Origin of the sequence: Streptomyces subrutilus (genome assembly GCF_001746425.1) — a bacterium.
Classification (GTDB): domain Bacteria; phylum Actinomycetota; class Actinomycetes; order Streptomycetales; family Streptomycetaceae; genus Streptomyces; species Streptomyces subrutilus_A.
The window spans coordinates 3,135,418-3,153,935 of sequence record NZ_MEHK01000001.1 but is presented as its reverse complement, the minus strand read 5'-3'; the positions used below and the strand labels follow the sequence as shown (position 1 = coordinate 3,153,935).

Genomic DNA, 18,518 nt, shown 5'->3' with positions numbered 1-18,518 from the left:
AAGCCGCTCCGGTCAAGGGACACTCGTCAGCATTGGTGCGCAGTTGAGAGCCCGGGCACCGGTTTGTCCGATGTAACGATCCCCGCACGGCGGCACCCTTACAGGGCGCCGCCGCAGCCCGCTCAGGAGTTGTACGCCGACTGGGCGCGCTCCAAGCCCTCCTGGATCAGGCACTCCACCGCGTCGGCGGCCCGGTCCACGAACCAGTCCAGCTCCTTGCGCTCGGCGGAGGAGAAGTCCTTCAGCACGAAGTCCGCGACCTGCATCCGGCCCGGCGGCCGGCCGATGCCGCAGCGCACCCGGTGGTAGTCCGGACCCATCGACTTCGTCATCGACTTCAGCCCGTTGTGGCCGTTGTCCCCGCCGCCCAGCTTCAGCCGCAGCGTCGGGTAGTCGATGTCCAGCTCGTCGTGGATCGCCACGATCCGCTCCAGCGGAACCTTGTAGAAGTCGCGCAGCGCCGTCACCGGGCCGCCGGACAGGTTCATGTACGTCATCGGCTTGGCCAGCACCACCCGGCGGTTGGCCGGTCCGGGCGGGCCGATGCGGCCCTCGACCACCTGCGCCCGGGCCTTGTGCGCCTTGAACTTCCCCCGGATCCGGTCCGCCAGCAGGTCGGCCACCATGAAACCGATGTTGTGGCGGTTGCCCGCGTACTCCGGTCCCGGGTTGCCGAGACCGACGATCAGCCAGGGCGCCGCATCGTCCGACATCAAAAGCTCCTTCAACGAGACGACCGCCGTCCCGCTCCAGTGGAGCCGGACGGCGGTCGGTCAGCAACTGCTGAGGGGGAGGGGCGAGGCTCAGGCCTCGGTGCCCTCGGCGGCGTCGGCGGCCGGCTCCTCGGCCTGCGGGGCCACGACCTGCAGGACGGCGATGTCGCCGTCGACGGCCAGGGTGGTGCCCTTCGGGAGGACCAGGTCCTTGGCGTGGATGGTGTCGCCGGCGTGGAGGCCCGCGATGGAGACGGTGACCTCGGTCGGGATGTGGGTGGCCTCGGCCTCCACGGAGATCGTGTTCTGGAGGGTCTCCAGCATGTTGCCGCCGGCGGCCAGCTCGCCCTCGGTGACGATCGCGACGTCGACGGTGACCTTCTCGCCCTTCTTGACGATCAGGAAGTCGACGTGCGAGATCGAACGCTTCAGCGGGTGCTTCTGCACGGCCTTCGGGATGACCAGCTCGGTGCCGGCATCGCCGAGGTCCAGGCGGAGCAGGACGTTCGGGGTGCGCAGCGCCAGCTGAAGGGCGTGGGCGTCGACGTTGACGTGCTTCGGGTCGGTGCCGTGGCCGTAGATGACGGCGGGGGTCAGGGCGTCGCGACGGGCCTGGCGGGCAGAGCCCTTGCCGAAGGTGTCACGGATCTTGGCGGAAAGCTTGACCTCGGACATGCTCACTCCTCGTGGGGTGACGGAAAACGGACGACAGTCACCCGGCCGGAACGGCCTGCTACGAAGAGCGCGTCGATAACGGAGCGTCCGTACCGCAAAAACGGTTACGGCCTCCCTCGCCGAGCAACTCATGGAGTGTACCCGGCGGGGGAGGCCGCACCAAAAGGATCTACCGCGGAGCGGTTACTGCTGCTCTTCGAACAGGCTGGTGACCGAGCCGTCCTCGAAGACCTCGCGCACCGCGCGCGCGATCATCGGGGCGATCGACAGCACCGTGATCTTGTCGAGCTCCAGGTCGGACGGGTCAGGCAGGGTGTTCGTGAACACGAACTCGCTGACCTTGGAGTTCTTCAGCCGGTCGGCGGCCGGACCCGACAGGATGCCGTGCGTGGCCGTCACGATGACGTCCTCGGCGCCGTGCGCGAACAGCGCGTCGGCCGCGGCGCAGATGGTGCCGCCCGTGTCGATCATGTCGTCGACCAGGACGCAGACGCGGCCCTTGACCTCACCGACGACCTCGTGGACGGTCACCTGGTTGGCGACGTCCTTGTCACGGCGCTTGTGCACGATGGCCAGCGGCGCGTCCAGGCGGTCGCACCAGCGGTCGGCCACGCGCACGCGGCCGGCGTCCGGGGAGACGATCGTCAGCTTGGTGCGGTCCACCTTCGCGCCCACGTAGTCCGCGAGGACGTTCAGGGCCGACAGGTGGTCCACCGGGCCGTCGAAGAAGCCCTGGATCTGGTCGGTGTGCAGGTCCACCGTGAGGATGCGGTCGGCGCCCGCGGTCTTCAGCAGGTCGGCGACCAGGCGGGCCGAGATCGGCTCGCGGCCCTTGTGCTTCTTGTCCTGGCGGGCGTACCCGTAGGACGGGACGATCACGGTGATGGAGCGTGCCGACGCGCGCTTGAGCGCGTCGATCATGATCAGCTGCTCCATGATCCACTTGTTGATCGGAGCCGTGTGGCTCTGGATCAGGAAGCAGTCCGCGCCACGAGCCGACTCCTGGAAGCGGACGTAGATCTCACCGTTCGCGAAGTCGAAAGCCTTGGTCGGCACGAGGCCGACTCCCAGCTGGTGTGCGACCTCCTCGGCCAGCTCGGGGTGGGCGCGGCCGGAGAAGAGCATCAGCTTCTTCTCGCCGGTCGTCTTGATCCCGGTCACAGCACTGTCTCCTCAGACGTGTTGAAAGCTGCTCGCCCCCACGTGCGTCCGTCCCGCACACGGTGAGCCAGCCGAATTGCGTGCACCTATCACGGTACGCCGTCGCTGACGTACTCGTTTCCGGTCAGTTCACCTCAACGGCCGTCGGAGTCCACCTGGACCGCCGACTGAGCCGCCGTCGCGGCAGCGCTTCCCGGACGCTTGCGGGCCACCCAGCCCTCGATATTCCGCTGCTGGCCGCGGGCCACGGCCAGCGCGCCGGCCGGGACGTCCTTCGTGATCACGGATCCGGCGGCCGTGTAGGCGCCGTCCCCGATGGTGACGGGCGCCACAAACATGTTGTCCGAGCCCGTCTTGCAGTGCGAGCCGACGGTGGTGTGGTGCTTGTGCTCGCCGTCGTAGTTCACGAAGACGCTGGCGGCGCCGATGTTGGTGTACTCGCCGATCGTCGCGTCGCCCACGTACGACAGGTGCGGCACCTTGGTGCCCTCGCCGATCGTCGCGTTCTTCATCTCGACGTACGTGCCGGCCTTGGCCTTGGCGCCGAGGACCGTGCCGGGGCGCAGGTAGGCGAACGGGCCCACGGAGGCCCCGTCGCCGATCACCGCGCTGTCGGCCACCGTGTTGTCCACCCGGGCCCCTTGGCCCACGCGGGTGTCCTTGAGCCGGGTGTTCGGGCCGACCTCGGCCCCCTCGGCGATGTGCGTGGCACCGAGGAGCTGCGTCCCCGGGTGGATGAGGGCGTCCTGCCCGAAGGTGACGGTGACGTCAACGAAGGTGCCGGCGGGGTCGACGACGGTGACGCCCGCGAGCATTGCCTGCTCCAGCAGCCGCGCGTTCAGCAGGGCGCGGGCCTCGGCGAGCTGCACGCGGTTGTTGATGCCGAGGATCTGGCGGTGGTCGGCGCCGACGGCCGCGCCCACCCGGTGGCCCGACTCGCGGAGGATCCCGAGCACGTCGGTGAGGTACTCCTCGCCCTGGCTGTTGTCGGTGCGGACCTTGCCGAGGGCGTCGGCGAGAAGGGCGCCGTCGAAGGCGAAGACGCCGGAGTTGATCTCCCGGATGGCGCGCTGGGAGTCGGTGGCGTCCTTGTGCTCGACGATGGCAGTGACGGCGCCGCCGGCGTCGCGCACGATCCGCCCGTAGCCGGTGGCGTCCGGCACCTCGGCGGTGAGCACGGTGACGGCGTTGCCGTCCGCCTCGTGGGTCGCCGCGAGCCGGCCGAGGGTCTCACCGGTCAGCAGGGGGGTGTCGCCGCAGACGACGATCACGGTGCCGCCGACGACCCCGCCGAGCTCTGCGAGGGCCATCCGGACGGCGTGCCCGGTGCCGTTCTGCTCGTACTGGACGGCCGTGCGCACACCGGCGTCGATCCCGGCCAGGTGGGCGGCGACCTGCTCGCGGGCGTGCCCGACGACTACGACGAGGTGGGCGGGGTCCAGCTCACGGGAGGCGGCGACGACGTGACCGACGAGCGAGCGCCCGCAGATCTCGTGCAGGACCTTGGGGGTGGCCGACTTCATGCGGGTGCCTTCACCCGCTGCGAGTACGACGACGGCTGCCGGGCGGTTGGCGCTCACGGGGATGCCCTTCGGCTTCGGGGGTGGACCCGTGAAGGATACCGGGGCGGTACGGAGTCGAAACGAGGCCGGGTCCCGACCTTGGAGGTCGGGACCCGGACGTGAGCGTCATGGTGCGTGAGCTCCCGGAGAAGGATTCGAACCCTCATTCAATGGACCAAAACCATTTGTCCTGCCCTTAGACGATCCGGGATGGTTCGTCCTCTGTATCCGATTTTGGTGATCGGCTTCGGATGCAGCCCCTACTATGCCGCACCACCACCCTTCGACGCGACGGTACAGGCCGGCGCTGTGAAGAACGCGAACCGCGAGGCAGCCCCGATAGTTCTCGCCGGTGTTCCTCCGGGTCGTCTTGGGGTTGTGTCGCTTGAGGGTCGTCTTTTTACCGCTGGTTTGCAGGAAATCTGGTCGGCGGTGTGCTGAGGGGCGCCCGTACGCTGGACGGCATGACCAGTACGGGGGATGTGGAAGGCCGCGCTGGGCCGCCTTGGTGGTGGGTGCGGCGGCGGGATGTCGTGGTGGACGTGGGGCTCGGGGCGGTGTCCGCCGTCGAGTGCGCGTGGGAGGGCGTGGCCTTCGCCGGGGAGGCGGGGGTGCCGACCGCGGTCGGCGTGCTGTTCGGGCTGCTGGTGGGGGCCACGCTGATGCTGCGGCGCCGCTGGCCGGTCGCCGTGGTGCTGGTGGGGATCGCCGTGGCGCCCGCCGCGATGGGGTTCCTGCTCGGGGTGGTGGGCCTGTACGCGCTGGCCTCCTCCGAGGTGCCCCGGCGGATCATCGCCACGCTGGCCTCGATGACCCTGGCCGCGACCTTCGTGGTGATGTACCTGCGGACCCGCGGCGACGTCGAGGCCGACCACCTGCTCGTGGTCTCGCTGTCCGGGTTCGTGGCGGTGGCGCTGACCGTGCCGCCGGTGCTCTTCGGGCTGTACATCGGGGCCCGGCGGCGGCTGATGGAGAGCCTGCAGGAACGGGCGGACTCGCTGGAGCGGGAGCTGTCGCTGCTCGCGGACCGGGCCGAGGAGCGGGCCGAGTGGGCCCGCACGGAGGAACGCACCCGGATCGCGCGGGAGATGCACGACGTCGTGGCGCACCGGGTGTCGCTGATGGTGGTGCACGCGGCCGCGCTGGAGGCGATCGCGGCCAAGGACCCGGCCCGGGCCGCGAAGAACGCGGCGCTGGTGGGGGACATGGGCCGGCAGGCGCTGACCGAGCTGCGGGAGATGCTCGGGGTGCTGCGGGCCGCCGAGAAGCCGGTGCGGCCGGTGCGGCCGGCGGCGCAGGCGCGGGCGCAGGCGCAGGCGCCGCCGGTGTCCGTGGCGCTGGCGGGCAGCTTCGACGACGGGCCCTCGCTCGATGAGCTGGAGGTGCTGGTCGGGCAGTCCCGGGCGGCCGGGATGGCCGTGGAGATGGTGGTGCACGGCGAGGGGGCGGCGTACGCGGCGGAGGTGGAGCAGACGGCGTACCGGGTGGTGCAGGAGGCGCTCACCAATTGCCACAAGCACGCCCCCGGAGCCCGCGTGACCGTGCGCCTCGCGCACCGGGACCGGGAGGTGGCCATGCAGGTGGAGAACGGGCCCTGCGACGGGAAGGCCGCCGAGCCCGGCCTGCCGAGCGGGGGCAACGGGCTGGTCGGGATGCGGGAGCGGGTGCTGGGGCTGGGCGGGGTGTTCGTGTCCGGGCCGACGGACGGGGGCGGGTTCAAGGTGTCGGCGGTGCTTCCCGCGGGTTGAGGGGTGCGGGGGCGGGCGGCCCGGGCCGGCCGCCCCGCCTGCGCTCGGGGCCGCCTGCCCGGTGGTCGCCCTGTCGGCTCGGGGCGCTGTCGGCCCGGCGCCCTGTCGGCCCGGCGCCCTGTCGGCCGGGCGTCCGGGCCGTCCTCGCCGCGTCAGCCGGTGGTCAGGCGGGTCGGCTGGAGGCCGGTGAGGAGCAGGGTCAGGGCTTCGTCGATGCCCGCGCCGAGGTACCAGTCGCCGGTGTGGTCGATGCCGTAGACCCGGCCTTCGCGGTCGAGGGCGAGGTGGGAGCCCCCGTCGGCCTCGACCCCGAGCGGACAGAGCTGCGTGGACAGGGCGCGGCCCAGGTCGGCGAAGGTGCGGGCCAGGTGCAGGCCGGTCAGCGGGTCGAGGCGGACCGTGACGGGCGCTATCTGCCGGCCCGGCCCGGGGGCGCCGACCGTGAGGCCGCCGAACTCGGCCCAGGCCTCGACGGCCGCGGGGAAGACGGTGTGCTGGTGCCCCGCGGGGGTGGTGTGGTCGCGGAGCGCGTCGGCCCAGAACTCGGCCTGCTTGATGTCCCAGCGGCCGGGTTCCCAGCCGGCGGTGCGCAGGGCGGAGTCCACGGCGACGGAGAAGCGGGTCGCCGAGGAGCGGTCGTAGGAGGCTGAGGCGGTGGTCATGGCTACTCGGAGGGGGTGAGGTCGACGGGGCGTACGCCGAAGTGGGCGAGGAGTGCGTCGCAGGAGCGGCACGGGGGCGCGTAGCTGCCGTGCAGGGGGTCGCCGTCCTCGCGGATGCGGCGGGCGGTGATCTTCGCGTGCTTGAGGGAGCGGCGGGCTTCGCTCGGGGAGAGGGGCTTGCGGGAGGCGCGCCGGGAGCGGGCGCCTTCGACGGCGGCGAGGTGGCGGGAGAGCAGGATCGCCTCCGGACATCGGCCGGTGAAACGTTCGCGCTGGCCGCTGGTGAGGGTGTCGAGGAAATCCTGCACGAGGGGGTGGAGCACGGGCGGCTGGTCGGCTTTGCCGGCGGTGCCGGTGAGGGTTTCGCCGCGTACCGAGAGGGCGGCGGCGACGGTGGGCAGGATGCCGTCGCGGCGGAAGCGCAGGACGGGCACGGCGGGGCGGCCGTCGGCGCTGCTCCAGCGCAGGCGGGGGTCGCCTCCGGGGCCGCCCGCGGGAGCGGTTCCTGACGGTCCGGAGCCTTCCGGGCCTCCCGGAATGCCCGGGGTGCCCGGGGCTTCCGGGGTGGAGTCGCCCGGATCGGTGCGTGTTGCCGTGTTCTGCATGGTCGTGCTTTCCCTCCCGTGGCGGCGGTGGTGGCCGCTGTCGCGCACGCCCCCGTGCCGCGGGGACAGCCTGCCAAATGTCATCTGTCATGCGGAAGCGGGGTCGAATATTCGTATCAATTCGGATGTTCCCGGCCGCCGGCCGGGTGTGCCGGTCGCGCGCGGGTGAGCCCCTTGCCCCAGCGCATAGGCTGTGGTGAACCAGCCAGATCCAGCAGGGGGCTACCGCCATGACGACAGGTCGGCTCGGGCAGCAGGCCGCGCCACCCAACGCCGCTTACTCGGGGCAGGTCGTGCATTTCCCGGACCCGGTCCGGGCCGCTCGGCATCCCCACGGAGTGCGGATGGACGGCAACGGGCATCCGGACTTCTCCGTGTACGCGCGCGCGGCGGTGGAGATCGCGGAGCCGCCGGAGGGCTTCGGCGTGGACGAGCTGCGGCTGACGGACTACGTCTCCGCGAACGCGGCGATGCGCGCCTCGGGGCACGAGCTGTGGGACACGGTCGGCCCCGTGGCGACCCCGCACGGCTGGACCTGGCACCACGTCGCGGGTACGCGCCGCATGGAGCTGGTCCCCGTCGAGGTGAAGGCGCTGCTGCGGCACCACGCGGGGCTGGCGACGGCGCCGGTGGACCATGCGAAGCGCGGGACGCGGCCGTTGCAGGAGGTGCGCCCGGCGCACATGGGGCTGCCGAAGTCCGTGGTGTCGGTCTCCGAGGAGCAGGTCCAGGGGGTCGAGGAGGACCTCGGCTACCGGCTGCCGGAGGCGTACCGCTCGTTCCTCAAGGCTGCGGGGGGCTGCGCGCCGATCGGCGCGGGCCTGGACGTGGACCTCGGTCTGCTGGTGGACCAGCCGTTCCTCACGGTGCGCGAGGAGGCGGCGGTCAACGACCTCGTCTACGTCAACAAGTGCCTGCGGGACCACCTGACGAAGGACTACCTGTGCGTGGCCTTCGTGCAGGGCGGGCTGCTCGCCCTGAAGGTGAAGGGCGAGGGCATCGGTTCGGTGTGGTTCTCCCCGTACGACGATGCCCGCGATCAGGACGGCTGGTCCGTGCAGGAGCGCGTGGAGCGTTTGTTGCTGCCGTGCGGCGGTGATTTCGACGCCTTTCTGGAGCGGTTGGCGGGTAACCCGCCGGAACTGGAGACGGTGGCCGGTCTGATGGTGGACGGCGGATTCGCACGCTCGGTTCCCGTGGCGGGGCCGGGTCCCCGTGCCGGTTCGGAAGAGGGGTGATGGCGCGGTGGTGACGTTCGCGCAGGCGCAGGAGCGCGCCGAGGAATGGATCAACGGCGACGTGCCCGCGTACCAGCACCGCGAGGTGCGGGTACGGGAGTTCGGGCTCGGGTTCGTGGTGTGGGCCGAGGACCGCGCGGCCGGTCCCGTCTCCGGTGGCGGCCGGCAGCGGCTGGTCATCGCGCGGGACAGCGGGGAGGTGACGCTGTGGCCGGGGCTGCCGGTGGGTGAGGTGATCCGCCGGTACGAGGAGGAGTACGGGGCCGCGGCTGCCGCGACGGCTTCGGAGGCTTCGGTTCCGCCGCCGCGGATCGACTCCGAGCAGACGTCGTTCATGCTGAGCCCGCCGGAGTGGCTGCAGGAGGCGGCGGACCGGGCGGGAATCCCCCCGGCCGTGACTGCCCCGGCCCCGGTGCCGGACGCGGCGCCCGAACCGGTCGCCGCGGCCCCGGTCGACGTGCCGGCTTCGGCGGAGGCGGCCGGCGCCGCGCCCGGTCCGGATCCGGCGCCCGCCGGCGCTTCGGCGTCCGCCGCCCCTTCGGCGCCCGTGGACGCGGTGCCGCTGCGCCGCGGCGGCGAGATCCCCTACGAGCCGACCGCCAACGACGGGGTGCCGGCCGGGTCCACGCCGTGGGCCGGGACCGATGTGAACCCCGGTGCGGACGACGTGTCCGTGCCGCTGCCCGCGACCGTGTTCGCGCCGCCGCTGTCCGGGTCCGACCTGGAGGAGGCGCCGCCGTCCGCGGTGGCTCCCGAGGCGAAGACCACCCTGATGCCGGGCGGCAGCCGGCTGCCGAGGACCGCGGTCGTCCCGGCGCTGGAGCAGGACGCGGGTTCCATCGCCGACGCGCCGACCAGCAAGGCCCAGGTCTCCCGGCCGGCCGAGCCCGCACCGGGCGCGAGCCGCCCGTCCACCCCGCAGGGCCCGCCCACGCCGCCCGGTCCGCCGGGTGCTCCGGGTTCGCTCGGGGGCGGGCTGGACCATGCCGCGACGATGCTGGCGGGTCCGGCCGTGACGGGCCGGCCGCCCGCGCCTCCCGGTCCGTCGGGGACTCCGGGCGCCGGTGTGCCCCAGCCGCCTGGTCCGCCCGGTCCGCCCGGTCCGCCCGGTGCTCCGGGTTCGCTCGGCCGTGGGTTGGACCATGCCGCGACGATGCTGGCGGGTCCGGCCGTGACGGGCCGGCCGCCGGTGCCTCCCGGTCCGCCGGGGACTCCGGGTGCCGGTGTGCCCCAGCCGCCCGGTCCGCCCGGTCCGCCCGGTGCTCCGGGTTCGCTCGGCCGTGGGCTGGACCATGCCGCGACCATGCTGGCCGGTCCCGCCGTGACGGGCCGGCCGCCCGCGCCTCCCGGTCCGCCCGGGGCTCCCGGCGCCGGCGCGCCCCAGCCGCCCGGTCCGCCCGGCGTGCCCGGTGGCGGGCTGGACCATGCCGCGACGATGCTGGCCGGTCCGGCCGTGACCGGCCGGCCCCCGGCGCCCCCCGGCCCGCCGCCGGGAGCGCCGGCCGCGCCCGCGCCGCAGCCTCCGGCGCCCAGCGGCGCGCCCACGGTCGGCCCCGGCTACCAGGCCGTGCTCCGCTACCGCGCCCCCGACGGCTCCGAGCAGCAGCTCATCCGCCGGTCCGCGCCCGGTACCCCGCACCCCGAGTGGCAGATCCTGCACGAGCTGCGCGCCATGAACGTGCCGCCGCAGCAGGTGCTGGAGCTGCACACCGAGCTGGAGTCCTGCGAGCTGCCCGGGGGTTACTGCGCCCGGATGATCCGGGAGACGTGGCCGCAGGTGCGGATCACCAGCGTGGCCCCGTACGGCAAGGACCACGCGGGCCGTCAGCAGGGCATGCGCCACCTGCTCACCCACCAGGGAGAGCTGCACCAGGTGGCGGACGGCCCGGCGCGCCCCGCGCCGGTACGGGCGCCCGTACCGCAGGTCCCGCTCCAGCCGGCGATCCCGCTGGACGCGATCGGGCAGGAGCTGGCGGGCGCGTTCGGCCCGCAGGGCGTGTTCCGCTTCGACCAGCGGGCCGTGTCCCGCCAGGGCGTACCGGAGATCGTGGCGCAGACGCTGATGTGGGCGGGCCTGCCCGTCGACTTCGGGCCGTTCTTCTGGGCGCAGGCGGTACCGGGCCAGCCGGTGCCGACGCTGGCCGAGCTGGCCGCGCAGCGGCAGGTGCAGCCGGCCTCGGACGCGGGGTCGTACCTCGTCATCGGCAGCGACTTCGGCAAGGCGCTGTGCGTGCAGTACGGCACGGCGAACATCGTCGCGGTGCCGGTGGAGGGCGGTCCGGGCGGTGCTCCGGTGCCCCCGCAGTTCGTGAACTCGAGCCTGCCGCAGTTCGCCCGTTCGCTGGCGATGCTGGGTCACATGTGGCGGCTGAGGCAGCACCTGACGCCGGAGCAGGCGGGCCGCTGGACCGTCGATTTCCAGGCGAATCTGGCCGGGCTCGACAGTGCGGCGCTGGCTTCGCCGGAGAGCTGGTGGTCGGTGCTGCTGGAGCAGATGTGGGACGGACTGCTCTGATCGGATGATCGGTCGACTGGCCGGGCCGAGACCCTCGAACGGGGTCTCGGCCCGGCCATTCCGGCTTCCGGGAGCAAATGACGCATCCTTGACGGGTATCCCCGCGAGAGAGGCGCTTCCCGGATGAGTGCACCCATTGCGACTGTGCGCGGCCGTGGCTACCGGACGGATCAGGTCGACCGGTATCTCGCCCGGCTGTCCGGCAGCCGTGACGAGGCCTGGGAGCGGGTGGCACGGCTGACCGTCCTCGCGAAGCAGATGGAGGGCGAGGCGGCGCGGCTGCGCGAAGCCGTGTCCGTGCTGGCTCCGCAGACGTACGAGGACCTGAGCGAGCGCGCCCGCCGGATCCTGCTGCTGGCGCAGGAGGAGGCGCAGACCCTGCGGGGCGACGCCCGGATGGACGCGGCCGAGGCGATGGGCGCGGCCGAGGCGTACGCGGAACGGGTGGCGGAGCTGGCGCGCCAGGACGCGGCCGCGGTACGCGAGCAGACCGAGGTCCGGGCCCGGCAGGGGCTGATGCGGGCGCAGCAGGAGGCGGACGACGCGCGGGCGGAGGCGCGGGAGGACGCGCAGGCCTGGCGGGCGGAGGCGCAGGACGCGCTGGCGCGGACGCGGCGGCGGGCGGAGGCGGAGCAGGCGGAGCGCGAGCAGGAGCAGCGGGAGCGGTGGGAGGCGGCCGAGCGGGAGCTGACGGCCCGGGAGGCGGAGCTGGAGGCGCGCCACGCCGAGCTGGAACGCTGCGCCGAATCCCGCCTGGCGGAGGCACGCCGGGGCTTCGCGGAGGCGGAGGAGGCGGCGCGGCACGGCCAGGAGGACGCGGAGGCGCTGGCCGCGGAGCTGCTCGCGGAGGCGCGGGTGGCGGAGGAGCGGGTGGGGCGGGAGACGGAGCGGGTCCTGCGGGAGCATGCGGAGGCGGAGGAGGAGATGCGGGCCCACATGAACCACGTCCGCTCCAGCCTGGCCGCGTTGACGGGGCGCGCCCCTGCCGAGGGCTGACGCGGCCGGGCCGGTGCCGGGGGCCGGCCCCGTTCCCCGCGCCTCAAGCGCCGGCGGGGCTGGGGGACCCAGGCGGGCTGAAGGGGACCCAGGCGGGGCTGAAGGGCACCCGGGCGGGGGTGCGGGGTCAGCCCTCGTAGCAGTACGGGTCGCTGTGGAGGCCCCGGGTGGTGACGATCACCGTGAACGGGGGTATGACCGAGGCCGGGAGCCGGGCGGTCAGGGCGCCGGTCAGCGGGTCGCGTTCCACGGGGACGGCGGAGCCGTTCACGGTGAGGCCGGGCGCGCCGAAGCCCGGCACGGTGAGGCCCGGCGTGGGGGCCCCGGGCGCGGTGGGACCGGATGCGGGGGAGCCCGGAGGGGTGGGGCAGGGCGGCGTGGAGCCGGGCCTCGTGAAGCCGCCGCCCTCGACCGTGAGGCGGCCCTCGGCGACCCTGACGTCCGTGATCACCGGGTTCGGGCGGACGGCCATCTTGTTGACCAGGTACGCCCCGGCCGGGGCGCCCGTCAGCGCCCAGACTTCGGAGGGCAGGCGGGGGAGCCCGGCGCCGACGTCCGAGAGGAAGAACAGGACGACGTAGAGCACCGTGACCGCGCTGAGGCCGACGTACTGCAGGTCGACCAGGTCCGTGCGCCCGCTGTCGTTCGCGATGAGCTCCCGCAGCGGCCGCCGCCCCGACACCGTGGACTTCGCGGTCGGTTTGGCCATGCTGCCGTTCTCGACGCGCATGCCGACCACCGCCTTCGCCGCGATCAGCGCCACGTACGGGCCGCCCAGCAGCGGCAGGTACACGGTCGTCAGCGGGGACAGCGGGCCGTGCCCGCCCTGGAAATAGGCGGCGCCCCCGCCCGCGGTGAGCCCGTAGCCGAGGGTGGCGAGCAGCAGCCAGACCAGGATCACCGTCCAGGCCAGGGCCAGGGCGGTGGAGGTGGAGAGCCGGCCGTCGCGGCCGGTGACGAAGGCCGGGTTGCGGCGCAGCCGCAGCAGGAGCGGCCCGGCCAGCGCGGCCAGCAACAGCAGTGCGAGTAATGCGGAAGCCATGCGTCGTCCCCCCGGAAACGGTCCTGGCCCCGACTTAACCCGTTGACCTCGGGCATGACAAGTCGCGGCCCGGACGGGGCCGTTACTCCTCGACGTGCTCCGGCAGTACCGGGAACCTGCGCGGCGCCACGATCAGGAGCACCAGCACGGAGGCCACGGCCGCGCCCGTCGCGCAGAGGAAGATGTGGTCCACGGCGGCGGCCACGGCCTCGCGCAGGTAGTCGGCGGCCGCCCGGGAGACCAGGCCGGGCTGGTCCAGGGCCTTCGTCACGTCGTCCAGGGCGGTCGGCAGCCCGGGGACGGGCGCGTCCACCAGGCGGGCTGCGATGGTGGCGTTGGCGACGGCGGCCAGCAGGGCCGCGCCGACGCTCTGGCCGACCTGGCGGTAGAACAGCACCGAGGCGGTCGCCGTTCCCCGCTCCGCCCAGCCCACGGTGGCCTGGACCCCGACGATCAGCGGGAGCTGGAAGAGGCCGAGGGCGCCGCCCAGCAGCAGCATGATCAGCGCGGCCTGCCACGGCTCGGCGGGATACGGGAGCAGGCTGAAGGAGAACAGGATCACCGCGGCCATGCCCATGCCGAGCGCCGCGGTCCGCCGGAAGCCGATCCGCCGGTAGACGTGCTGGCTGAGGGCGGCGGTGATGGGCCAACTCAGGGTCATCACGGACATGACCAGTCCGGCGCCGACGGGCCCGAGGCCGAGCACGGACTGGGCGTACGTCGGCATGAACACCATCGGGGCGACCATCAGCAGGCCGAGCGCCCCCATGGCGAGGTTGACGGCGGCGATGGTGCGCCGGCGCCAGACCCAGCCCGGCAGGATCGGTTCGGCGGCCCGGCGCTCCACCCGTACCACGAGCGCGGCCAGCACCGCACTCGCGCCGAGCAGACCGATCGAGGGCGCGGACAGCCAGGGCCAGGCGACCCCGCCCTGGACGAGCGCGAAGAGCAGCAGCCCGCCGCAGGCGAAGATCGACAGGGCTCCCGCCCAGTCCACCGGGCCGCGGCGCCCGGGCGACCGTACGGGCTCCTTCAGGTGACGGGTGATCATCCACAGGGCGAGGGCGCCCAGCGGCAGGTTGATCAGGAAGATCCAGCGCCAGTGGGCGTACGAGGCGAGCAGCCCGCCGAGCGCCGGGCCCGCCACGGCCGAGGTGGCCCAGACCGTGGACATCCGGGCCTGGATCCTGGGCCGGTCCTTGAGCGGGTAGAGATCGGCGGCCAGTGTCTGGACCGTGCCCTGGAGGGCGCCGCCGCCCAGGCCCTGGACGATCCGGAACGCGATGAGGGCGGCCATGTTCCAGGCGAGCGCGCACAGCAGCGAGCCGACGACGAACAGGCCGATGCCGAAGAGCAGTACGGGCTTGCGGCCGAAGGTGTCGGACAGCTTGCCGTAGACGGGCAGGGTGACGGTGACGGCGAGCAGGTAGCCGGAGAAGAGCCAGGAGAACACCGCGAAGCCGCCGATGTCGCCCACGATCTGGGGGACGGCGGTGGCGACGATGGTGGTGTCGAGCGCGACGAGGGCCGTACCGAGCATCAGCGAGGCGACGGCGGCGGCGTGCGGCCGGGCCGGCCGCTCCGCCTTCGCCCCGGTCTCGGCCGCTGACCCGGCGCCGGCCACGGACCTGGCGCCGGCCTCCGACCCGGCGCCGGCCGCAGGGCCCGTCCCGGCCGCGGCCCCCGGCCCGGCCGGGGTGCCGCCGACAGGGCCGTCCGGTCTTCCCCCCACGCTCTCCGCTGCCCCCACGAGATTCCTTTCCCCCTGCACGTACTCGCGGGGGACACCTTCTCACCGCTGCGGTATCCGGCGGTATCCCCCATGGCAGCTCCGCCGAAGGGTGCAGGACCCCTAGGGGACCCTCCGCACAACGGCCCAGGGGCCGTTCGTCCCGGCGGAGGAGGAGGAAGTCTCCGGCGCGTCCTTAACTGGTTCACACGGGCCGGAAGCCCCGGGGGTGGGGTTAACCCCCGGGCGGATACGGCGATGGGCACCAGCGCGCCGGAGCCCGGCCCGCAACAGACTTTGGGCGCGCGGCGGCGCACGCACCCCGCGCGGCGGATCAACCGGCGGTCGAGCGGCAGCCGAGCAGTGCTTCGAGCGGAACACCGAGCAGCACACGAGCAGCACACCGAGCAGGACACCAAGAAGGAGAAAGACCGTGACAACGGCTATGACCGAAACCAGGCACGGGGGTACTGGAGGGCATGCTGCCGTCGCGGCCCGGGCGCGGAAGGTCGTCAAGGCCTACGGCTCCGGCGAGACGCGGGTCGTCGCCCTGGACGACGTGGACGTGGACATCCACCGCGGCCAGTTCACCGCGATCATGGGCCCCTCGGGCTCCGGCAAGTCCACGCTGATGCACTGCCTCGCCGGCCTCGACACCGTGACCAGCGGGCAGATCCACCTCGACGACACCGAGATCACCGGGCTGAAGGACAAGAAGCTCACACAGCTGCGCCGCGACCGGATCGGCTTCATCTTCCAGGCGTTCAACCTGCTGCCCACGCTGAACGCCCTGGAGAACATCACGCTCCCCATGGACATCGCGGGCCGCAAGCCCGACGCGGAGTGGCTGAACCGGGTCGTGGAGACCGTCGGCCTCGCCGGCCGTCTCAAGCACCGCCCCACCGAGCTGTCGGGCGGCCAGCAGCAGCGCGTGGCGGTCGCCCGCGCCCTCGCCGCCCGTCCGCAGATCATCTTCGGGGACGAGCCCACCGGAAACCTGGACTCCCGGGCCGGCGCCGAGGTCCTCGGCTTCCTGCGCCGCTCGGTGGACGAGCTCGGCCAGACCATCGTGATGGTCACCCACGACCCGGTCGCCGCCTCCTACGCGGACCGCGTCATCTTCCTCGCCGACGGCCGGATCGTCGACGAGATGTACGGGCCCACCGCCGAGCAGGTCCTCGACCGCATGAAGGACTTCGACGCGCGCGGGCGGACCTCATGAGCAACACCGTCCTGAAGACCTCCCGGCGCAACTTCGTCGCGCACAAGGGGCGGATGGCGCTCTCCGCCGTCGCGGTCCTGCTCTCCGTCGCCTTCGTCTGCGGCACCCTGGTGTTCACCGACACCATGAACACCACCTTCGACAAGCTGTTCGCCGTCAGCAGCTCCGACGTCACCGTGAGCCCGAAGGGCGCGAAGGGCGGCGAGGAGATCCCGGACCGCGGCAAGCCGGAGATGCTGGACGGCGCCGCCGTCGAGCAGGTCCGCAAGGCCGAGGGCGTGGCGGGCGCCGAGGGCGCGGTCCTGTCGATGTCCGTCACGGTCGTCAACTCCAAGAACGAGAACATGGGCTCGACCACCGGTGCCCCGACCATCGCGGGCAACTGGAACGACAACGAGCTCAAGTCCATGAAGATCACCTCGGGTCACGCCCCGCGCGGCCCCACCGAGGTGATGGTCGACGCCGACACCGCGGAGAAGCACCACCTGAAGCTCGGTGACGAACTGCGCACCATCGCCGTCACCGGCGACTTCCGCGCGAGGATCAGCGGTGTCGCCACCTTCACCGTGACCAACCCGGGCGCGGCGGTCGTCTACTTCGACACCCCCACCGCGCAGCAGCACCTGCTCGGCGCGCCGGGTGCCTTCACGCACGTCAACGTCACCGCCGAAGACGGGGTGAGCGACGAGCAGCTCAAGCAGAACATCGCCTCGGCCGTCGGCGCGGACACGTACAAGCTGCAGACCTCCAAGGAAGCCGCGGACGCCAACCGCGAGGACGTCGGCTCGTTCCTCGACGTCATGAAGTACGTGATGCTCGGCTTCGCCGGGATCGCCTTCCTCGTCGGCATCTTCCTGATCTTCAACACCTTCTCCATGCTGGTCGCCCAGCGCACCCGCGAGATCGGCCTGATGCGCGCCATCGGCGCCGACAGCGGGCAGGTGCTGAAGTCGGTCGTGGTCGAGGCCTTCCTGCTCGGAGTCGTCGGCTCGGTGCTGGGTGTCGGCGCGGGCGTCGGGCTGGCCGTCGGACTCATGGAGCTCATGGGCCAGATGGGCATGCACCTGTCCACCGACGACCTCACCGTCGCCTGGACCACGCCGGTCGCCGGCGTCGTCCTCGGCGTGGTCGTCACCGTCGTCGCCGCCTTCGTCCCGGCCCGCCGGGCCGGCAAGGTCTCCCCGATGGCCGCCCTGCGCGAGTCGGGCACCCCCGGCGACAAGAAGGCCGGCGTCGTCCGCGCCGTCCTCGGCCTGGTGCTCACCGCCGCCGGCGGCGCGGGCCTCTACCTCGCCTCCGCCGCCGACGAGGCCGGACCCGGTTCGCTCTGGCTGGGCCTGGGCGTCGTCCTCTCCCTCATCGGCTTCATCGTCATCGGCCCGCTGCTCGCCGCGGGCGTGGTGCGGGTGCTCTCCGGCGTGGTGCTGCGCCCCTTCGGCTCCGTGGGCCGGCTCGCCGAGCGCAACGCGCTGCGCAACCCGCGCCGCACCGGGGCCACCGCCGCCGCGCTGATGATCGGCCTGGCGCTGGTCGCCTGCCTGTCCGTGGTCGGCTCCTCGATGGTGGCCTCCGCCACCGACGAGCTCGACAAGTCGGTCGGCGCGGACTTCATCGTCAACTCCGAGACGGGCCAGCCCGTGATGCCGCAGGCCGAGCAGGCGCTGCGCGCCACCGCCGGCCTCGACCACGTGACCGCCTACCGCGAGGTGGAGGCGGAGGTCACCGCGCCCGACGGCACCACCGAAGAGGTGGGCCTCGGCGCCACCGACCCCACCTACGCCCAGGACCTCCGGCGCAAGATGATCGCCGGAGAGCACGCGGCGGCGTACGGCAAGGACTCCATGTCCGTCGGCTCGCTGTACGCGGCCGAGCACGGCATCAAGCTCGGTGACCGGCTGAAGGTGGCCTTCACCGGCGGCAACACCGTCCAGCTGAAGGTCGCGGCGATCACCAGCGACGAGGGCAACCTCGACAAGACCATGAAGTACATCAGCACCGCCGTCGCCGAGGCCAACGTCCCGGCCGACCGGATGCCGCGCCCCTTCATGCTCCTGGCCAGCGCGAAGGACGGGCAGCAGGACACCGCGTACGCGGCGGTCAAGGCGGCCCTGGCGGAGTACCCGCAGTACAAGGTGCGCAACCAGGCCGACTACAAGCAGTCCCTGAAGGACCAGGTCGGCCAGCTGCTGAACATGGTCTACGGGCTGCTCGCCCTCGCCATCATCGTGGCGGTCCTGGGCGTCGTGAACACCCTGGCGCTGTCGGTGGTCGAGCGGACCCGCGAGATCGGCCTGATGCGCGCCATCGGCCTCTCCCGCCGCCAGCTGCGCCGCATGATCCGCCTGGAGTCGGTGGTCATCGCCCTCTTCGGCGCCCTGCTCGGCCTCGGGCTGGGCATGGGCTGGGGGGCCACCGCGCAGCAGCTGCTCGCCCTCCAGGGCCTGAAGGTGCTGGAGATCCCGTGGCCGACGATCCTCGGGGTGTTCGCCGCCTCGGCCTTCGTGGGCCTGTTCGCCGCACTGGTCCCGGCTTTCCGGGCGGGGCGGATGAACGTCCTGAACGCGATCGCGAGCGAGTAGCGGCGCCCGCGGTCGTCAACGGGGGTACGCCGGTCCGGGACCTCGAGGGGTTGCGGACCGGCGTCGTTTCC

14 protein-coding genes and 1 tRNA gene are annotated in these 18,518 nt (G+C 72.9%); 6 read left to right on the top strand and 9 right to left on the bottom strand.

The window, feature by feature from the left end; genetic code table 11:
* Positions 1-122: 122 nt before the first annotated feature.
* The 5 genes from pth to BGK67_RS15125 form a co-directional block, all read right to left on the bottom strand.
* Complete coding sequence (gene pth, locus BGK67_RS15145; RefSeq protein ID WP_069920587.1) at positions 123-713, bottom strand: aminoacyl-tRNA hydrolase; 591 nt, start codon at positions 711-713, stop codon at positions 123-125.
* A gap of 90 nt (positions 714-803) precedes the next feature.
* The gene (locus BGK67_RS15140) at positions 804-1,388 is read right to left on the bottom strand and encodes a 50S ribosomal protein L25/general stress protein Ctc (protein ID WP_069920586.1); all 585 of its coding nucleotides are present in this window, start codon (positions 1,386-1,388) and stop codon (positions 804-806) included.
* Between the two features lie 183 nt (positions 1,389-1,571).
* Positions 1,572-2,549 carry a ribose-phosphate diphosphokinase gene (locus tag BGK67_RS15135; protein WP_030716976.1) on the bottom strand — a complete coding sequence of 326 codons (978 nt, stop codon included), beginning with the start codon at positions 2,547-2,549 and terminating at the stop codon, positions 1,572-1,574.
* Positions 2,550-2,683: 134 nt separating this feature from the next.
* The gene (gene glmU / locus BGK67_RS15130; RefSeq protein ID WP_079154195.1) at positions 2,684-4,129 is read right to left on the bottom strand and encodes a bifunctional UDP-N-acetylglucosamine diphosphorylase/glucosamine-1-phosphate N-acetyltransferase GlmU; all 1,446 of its coding nucleotides are present in this window, start codon (positions 4,127-4,129) and stop codon (positions 2,684-2,686) included.
* A gap of 122 nt (positions 4,130-4,251) precedes the next feature.
* A tRNA-Gln gene (locus tag BGK67_RS15125) sits at positions 4,252-4,322 on the bottom strand.
* Between the two features lie 253 nt (positions 4,323-4,575).
* Here BGK67_RS15125 and BGK67_RS15120 point away from each other — a divergent pair.
* Positions 4,576-5,859, top strand: coding sequence for a sensor histidine kinase (locus tag BGK67_RS15120; protein ID WP_069923871.1), 1,284 nt, complete (start codon positions 4,576-4,578; stop codon positions 5,857-5,859).
* 152 nt (positions 5,860-6,011) lie between these two features.
* Here BGK67_RS15120 and BGK67_RS15115 read toward each other — a convergent pair whose 3' ends face one another.
* Together BGK67_RS15115 and BGK67_RS15110 are read right to left on the bottom strand one after the other, a co-directional pair.
* Positions 6,012-6,521: an SUKH-3 domain-containing protein gene (locus BGK67_RS15115; RefSeq protein ID WP_069920584.1), complete on the bottom strand. Its 510-nt coding sequence runs from the start codon at positions 6,519-6,521 to the stop codon at positions 6,012-6,014.
* Between the two features lie 2 nt (positions 6,522-6,523).
* A complete protein-coding gene (locus BGK67_RS15110) occupies positions 6,524-7,126 on the bottom strand; it encodes a YwqJ-related putative deaminase (RefSeq protein ID WP_079154194.1) in 603 nt (200 codons plus the stop codon).
* Between the two features lie 230 nt (positions 7,127-7,356).
* Here BGK67_RS15110 and BGK67_RS15105 point away from each other — a divergent pair, with 230 nt between their 5' ends.
* The 3 genes from BGK67_RS15105 (at position 7,357) to BGK67_RS38315 (ending at position 11,875) form a co-directional block, all read left to right on the top strand.
* Complete coding sequence (locus BGK67_RS15105; protein WP_079154193.1) at positions 7,357-8,364, top strand: SMI1/KNR4 family protein; 1,008 nt, start codon at positions 7,357-7,359, stop codon at positions 8,362-8,364.
* Positions 8,365-8,371: 7 nt separating this feature from the next.
* On the top strand, positions 8,372-10,879 hold the full coding sequence (locus BGK67_RS15100; protein WP_069920582.1) for an SUKH-4 family immunity protein: 2,508 nt from the start codon (positions 8,372-8,374) through the stop codon (positions 10,877-10,879).
* A gap of 123 nt (positions 10,880-11,002) precedes the next feature.
* Entirely contained in the window at positions 11,003-11,875 is an 873-nt protein-coding gene (locus BGK67_RS38315) for a coiled-coil domain-containing protein (protein WP_069920581.1), read from the top strand.
* A 127-nt stretch (positions 11,876-12,002) separates the two neighbouring features.
* On the opposite strand, the gene BGK67_RS15090 is transcribed toward BGK67_RS38315, so the two are convergent.
* On the bottom strand, positions 12,003-12,917 hold the full coding sequence (locus BGK67_RS15090; RefSeq protein ID WP_244291213.1) for a hypothetical protein: 915 nt from the start codon (positions 12,915-12,917) through the stop codon (positions 12,003-12,005).
* An 82-nt stretch (positions 12,918-12,999) separates the two neighbouring features.
* The gene (locus BGK67_RS15085) at positions 13,000-14,649 is read right to left on the bottom strand and encodes an MFS transporter (RefSeq protein ID WP_069920580.1); all 1,650 of its coding nucleotides are present in this window, start codon (positions 14,647-14,649) and stop codon (positions 13,000-13,002) included.
* Positions 14,650-15,091: 442 nt separating this feature from the next.
* Between BGK67_RS15085 and BGK67_RS15080 the strand changes: the two genes are divergently transcribed.
* Both BGK67_RS15080 and BGK67_RS15075 read left to right on the top strand, forming a co-directional pair.
* The gene (locus BGK67_RS15080) at positions 15,092-15,868 is read left to right on the top strand and encodes an ABC transporter ATP-binding protein (RefSeq protein WP_251063796.1); all 777 of its coding nucleotides are present in this window, start codon (positions 15,092-15,094) and stop codon (positions 15,866-15,868) included.
* Positions 15,865-18,447 carry an ABC transporter permease gene (locus tag BGK67_RS15075; RefSeq protein WP_069920578.1) on the top strand — a complete coding sequence of 861 codons (2,583 nt, stop codon included), beginning with the start codon at positions 15,865-15,867 and terminating at the stop codon, positions 18,445-18,447. Before BGK67_RS15080 ends, BGK67_RS15075 begins: the two co-directional genes overlap by 4 nt.
* The last annotated feature ends 71 nt before the right edge of the window (positions 18,448-18,518 follow it).

Coding starts and splice junctions, on each gene's coding strand:
- BGK67_RS15090 (WP_244291213.1), bottom strand. CDS start 12,917: ATGGCTTCCGCATTACTCGCACTGCTGTTGCTGGCCGCGCTGGCCGGG.
- BGK67_RS15140 (WP_069920586.1), bottom strand. CDS start 1,388: ATGTCCGAGGTCAAGCTTTCCGCCAAGATCCGTGACACCTTCGGCAAG.
- BGK67_RS15075 (WP_069920578.1), top strand. CDS start 15,865: ATGAGCAACACCGTCCTGAAGACCTCCCGGCGCAACTTCGTCGCGCAC.
- BGK67_RS15080 (WP_251063796.1), top strand. CDS start 15,092: ATGACCGAAACCAGGCACGGGGGTACTGGAGGGCATGCTGCCGTCGCG.
- BGK67_RS15115 (WP_069920584.1), bottom strand. CDS start 6,521: ATGACCACCGCCTCAGCCTCCTACGACCGCTCCTCGGCGACCCGCTTC.
- BGK67_RS38315 (WP_069920581.1), top strand. CDS start 11,003: ATGAGTGCACCCATTGCGACTGTGCGCGGCCGTGGCTACCGGACGGAT.
- BGK67_RS15105 (WP_079154193.1), top strand. CDS start 7,357: ATGACGACAGGTCGGCTCGGGCAGCAGGCCGCGCCACCCAACGCCGCT.
- pth (WP_069920587.1), bottom strand. CDS start 713: ATGTCGGACGATGCGGCGCCCTGGCTGATCGTCGGTCTCGGCAACCCG.
- BGK67_RS15120 (WP_069923871.1), top strand. CDS start 4,576: ATGACCAGTACGGGGGATGTGGAAGGCCGCGCTGGGCCGCCTTGGTGG.
- BGK67_RS15110 (WP_079154194.1), bottom strand. CDS start 7,126: ATGCAGAACACGGCAACACGCACCGATCCGGGCGACTCCACCCCGGAA.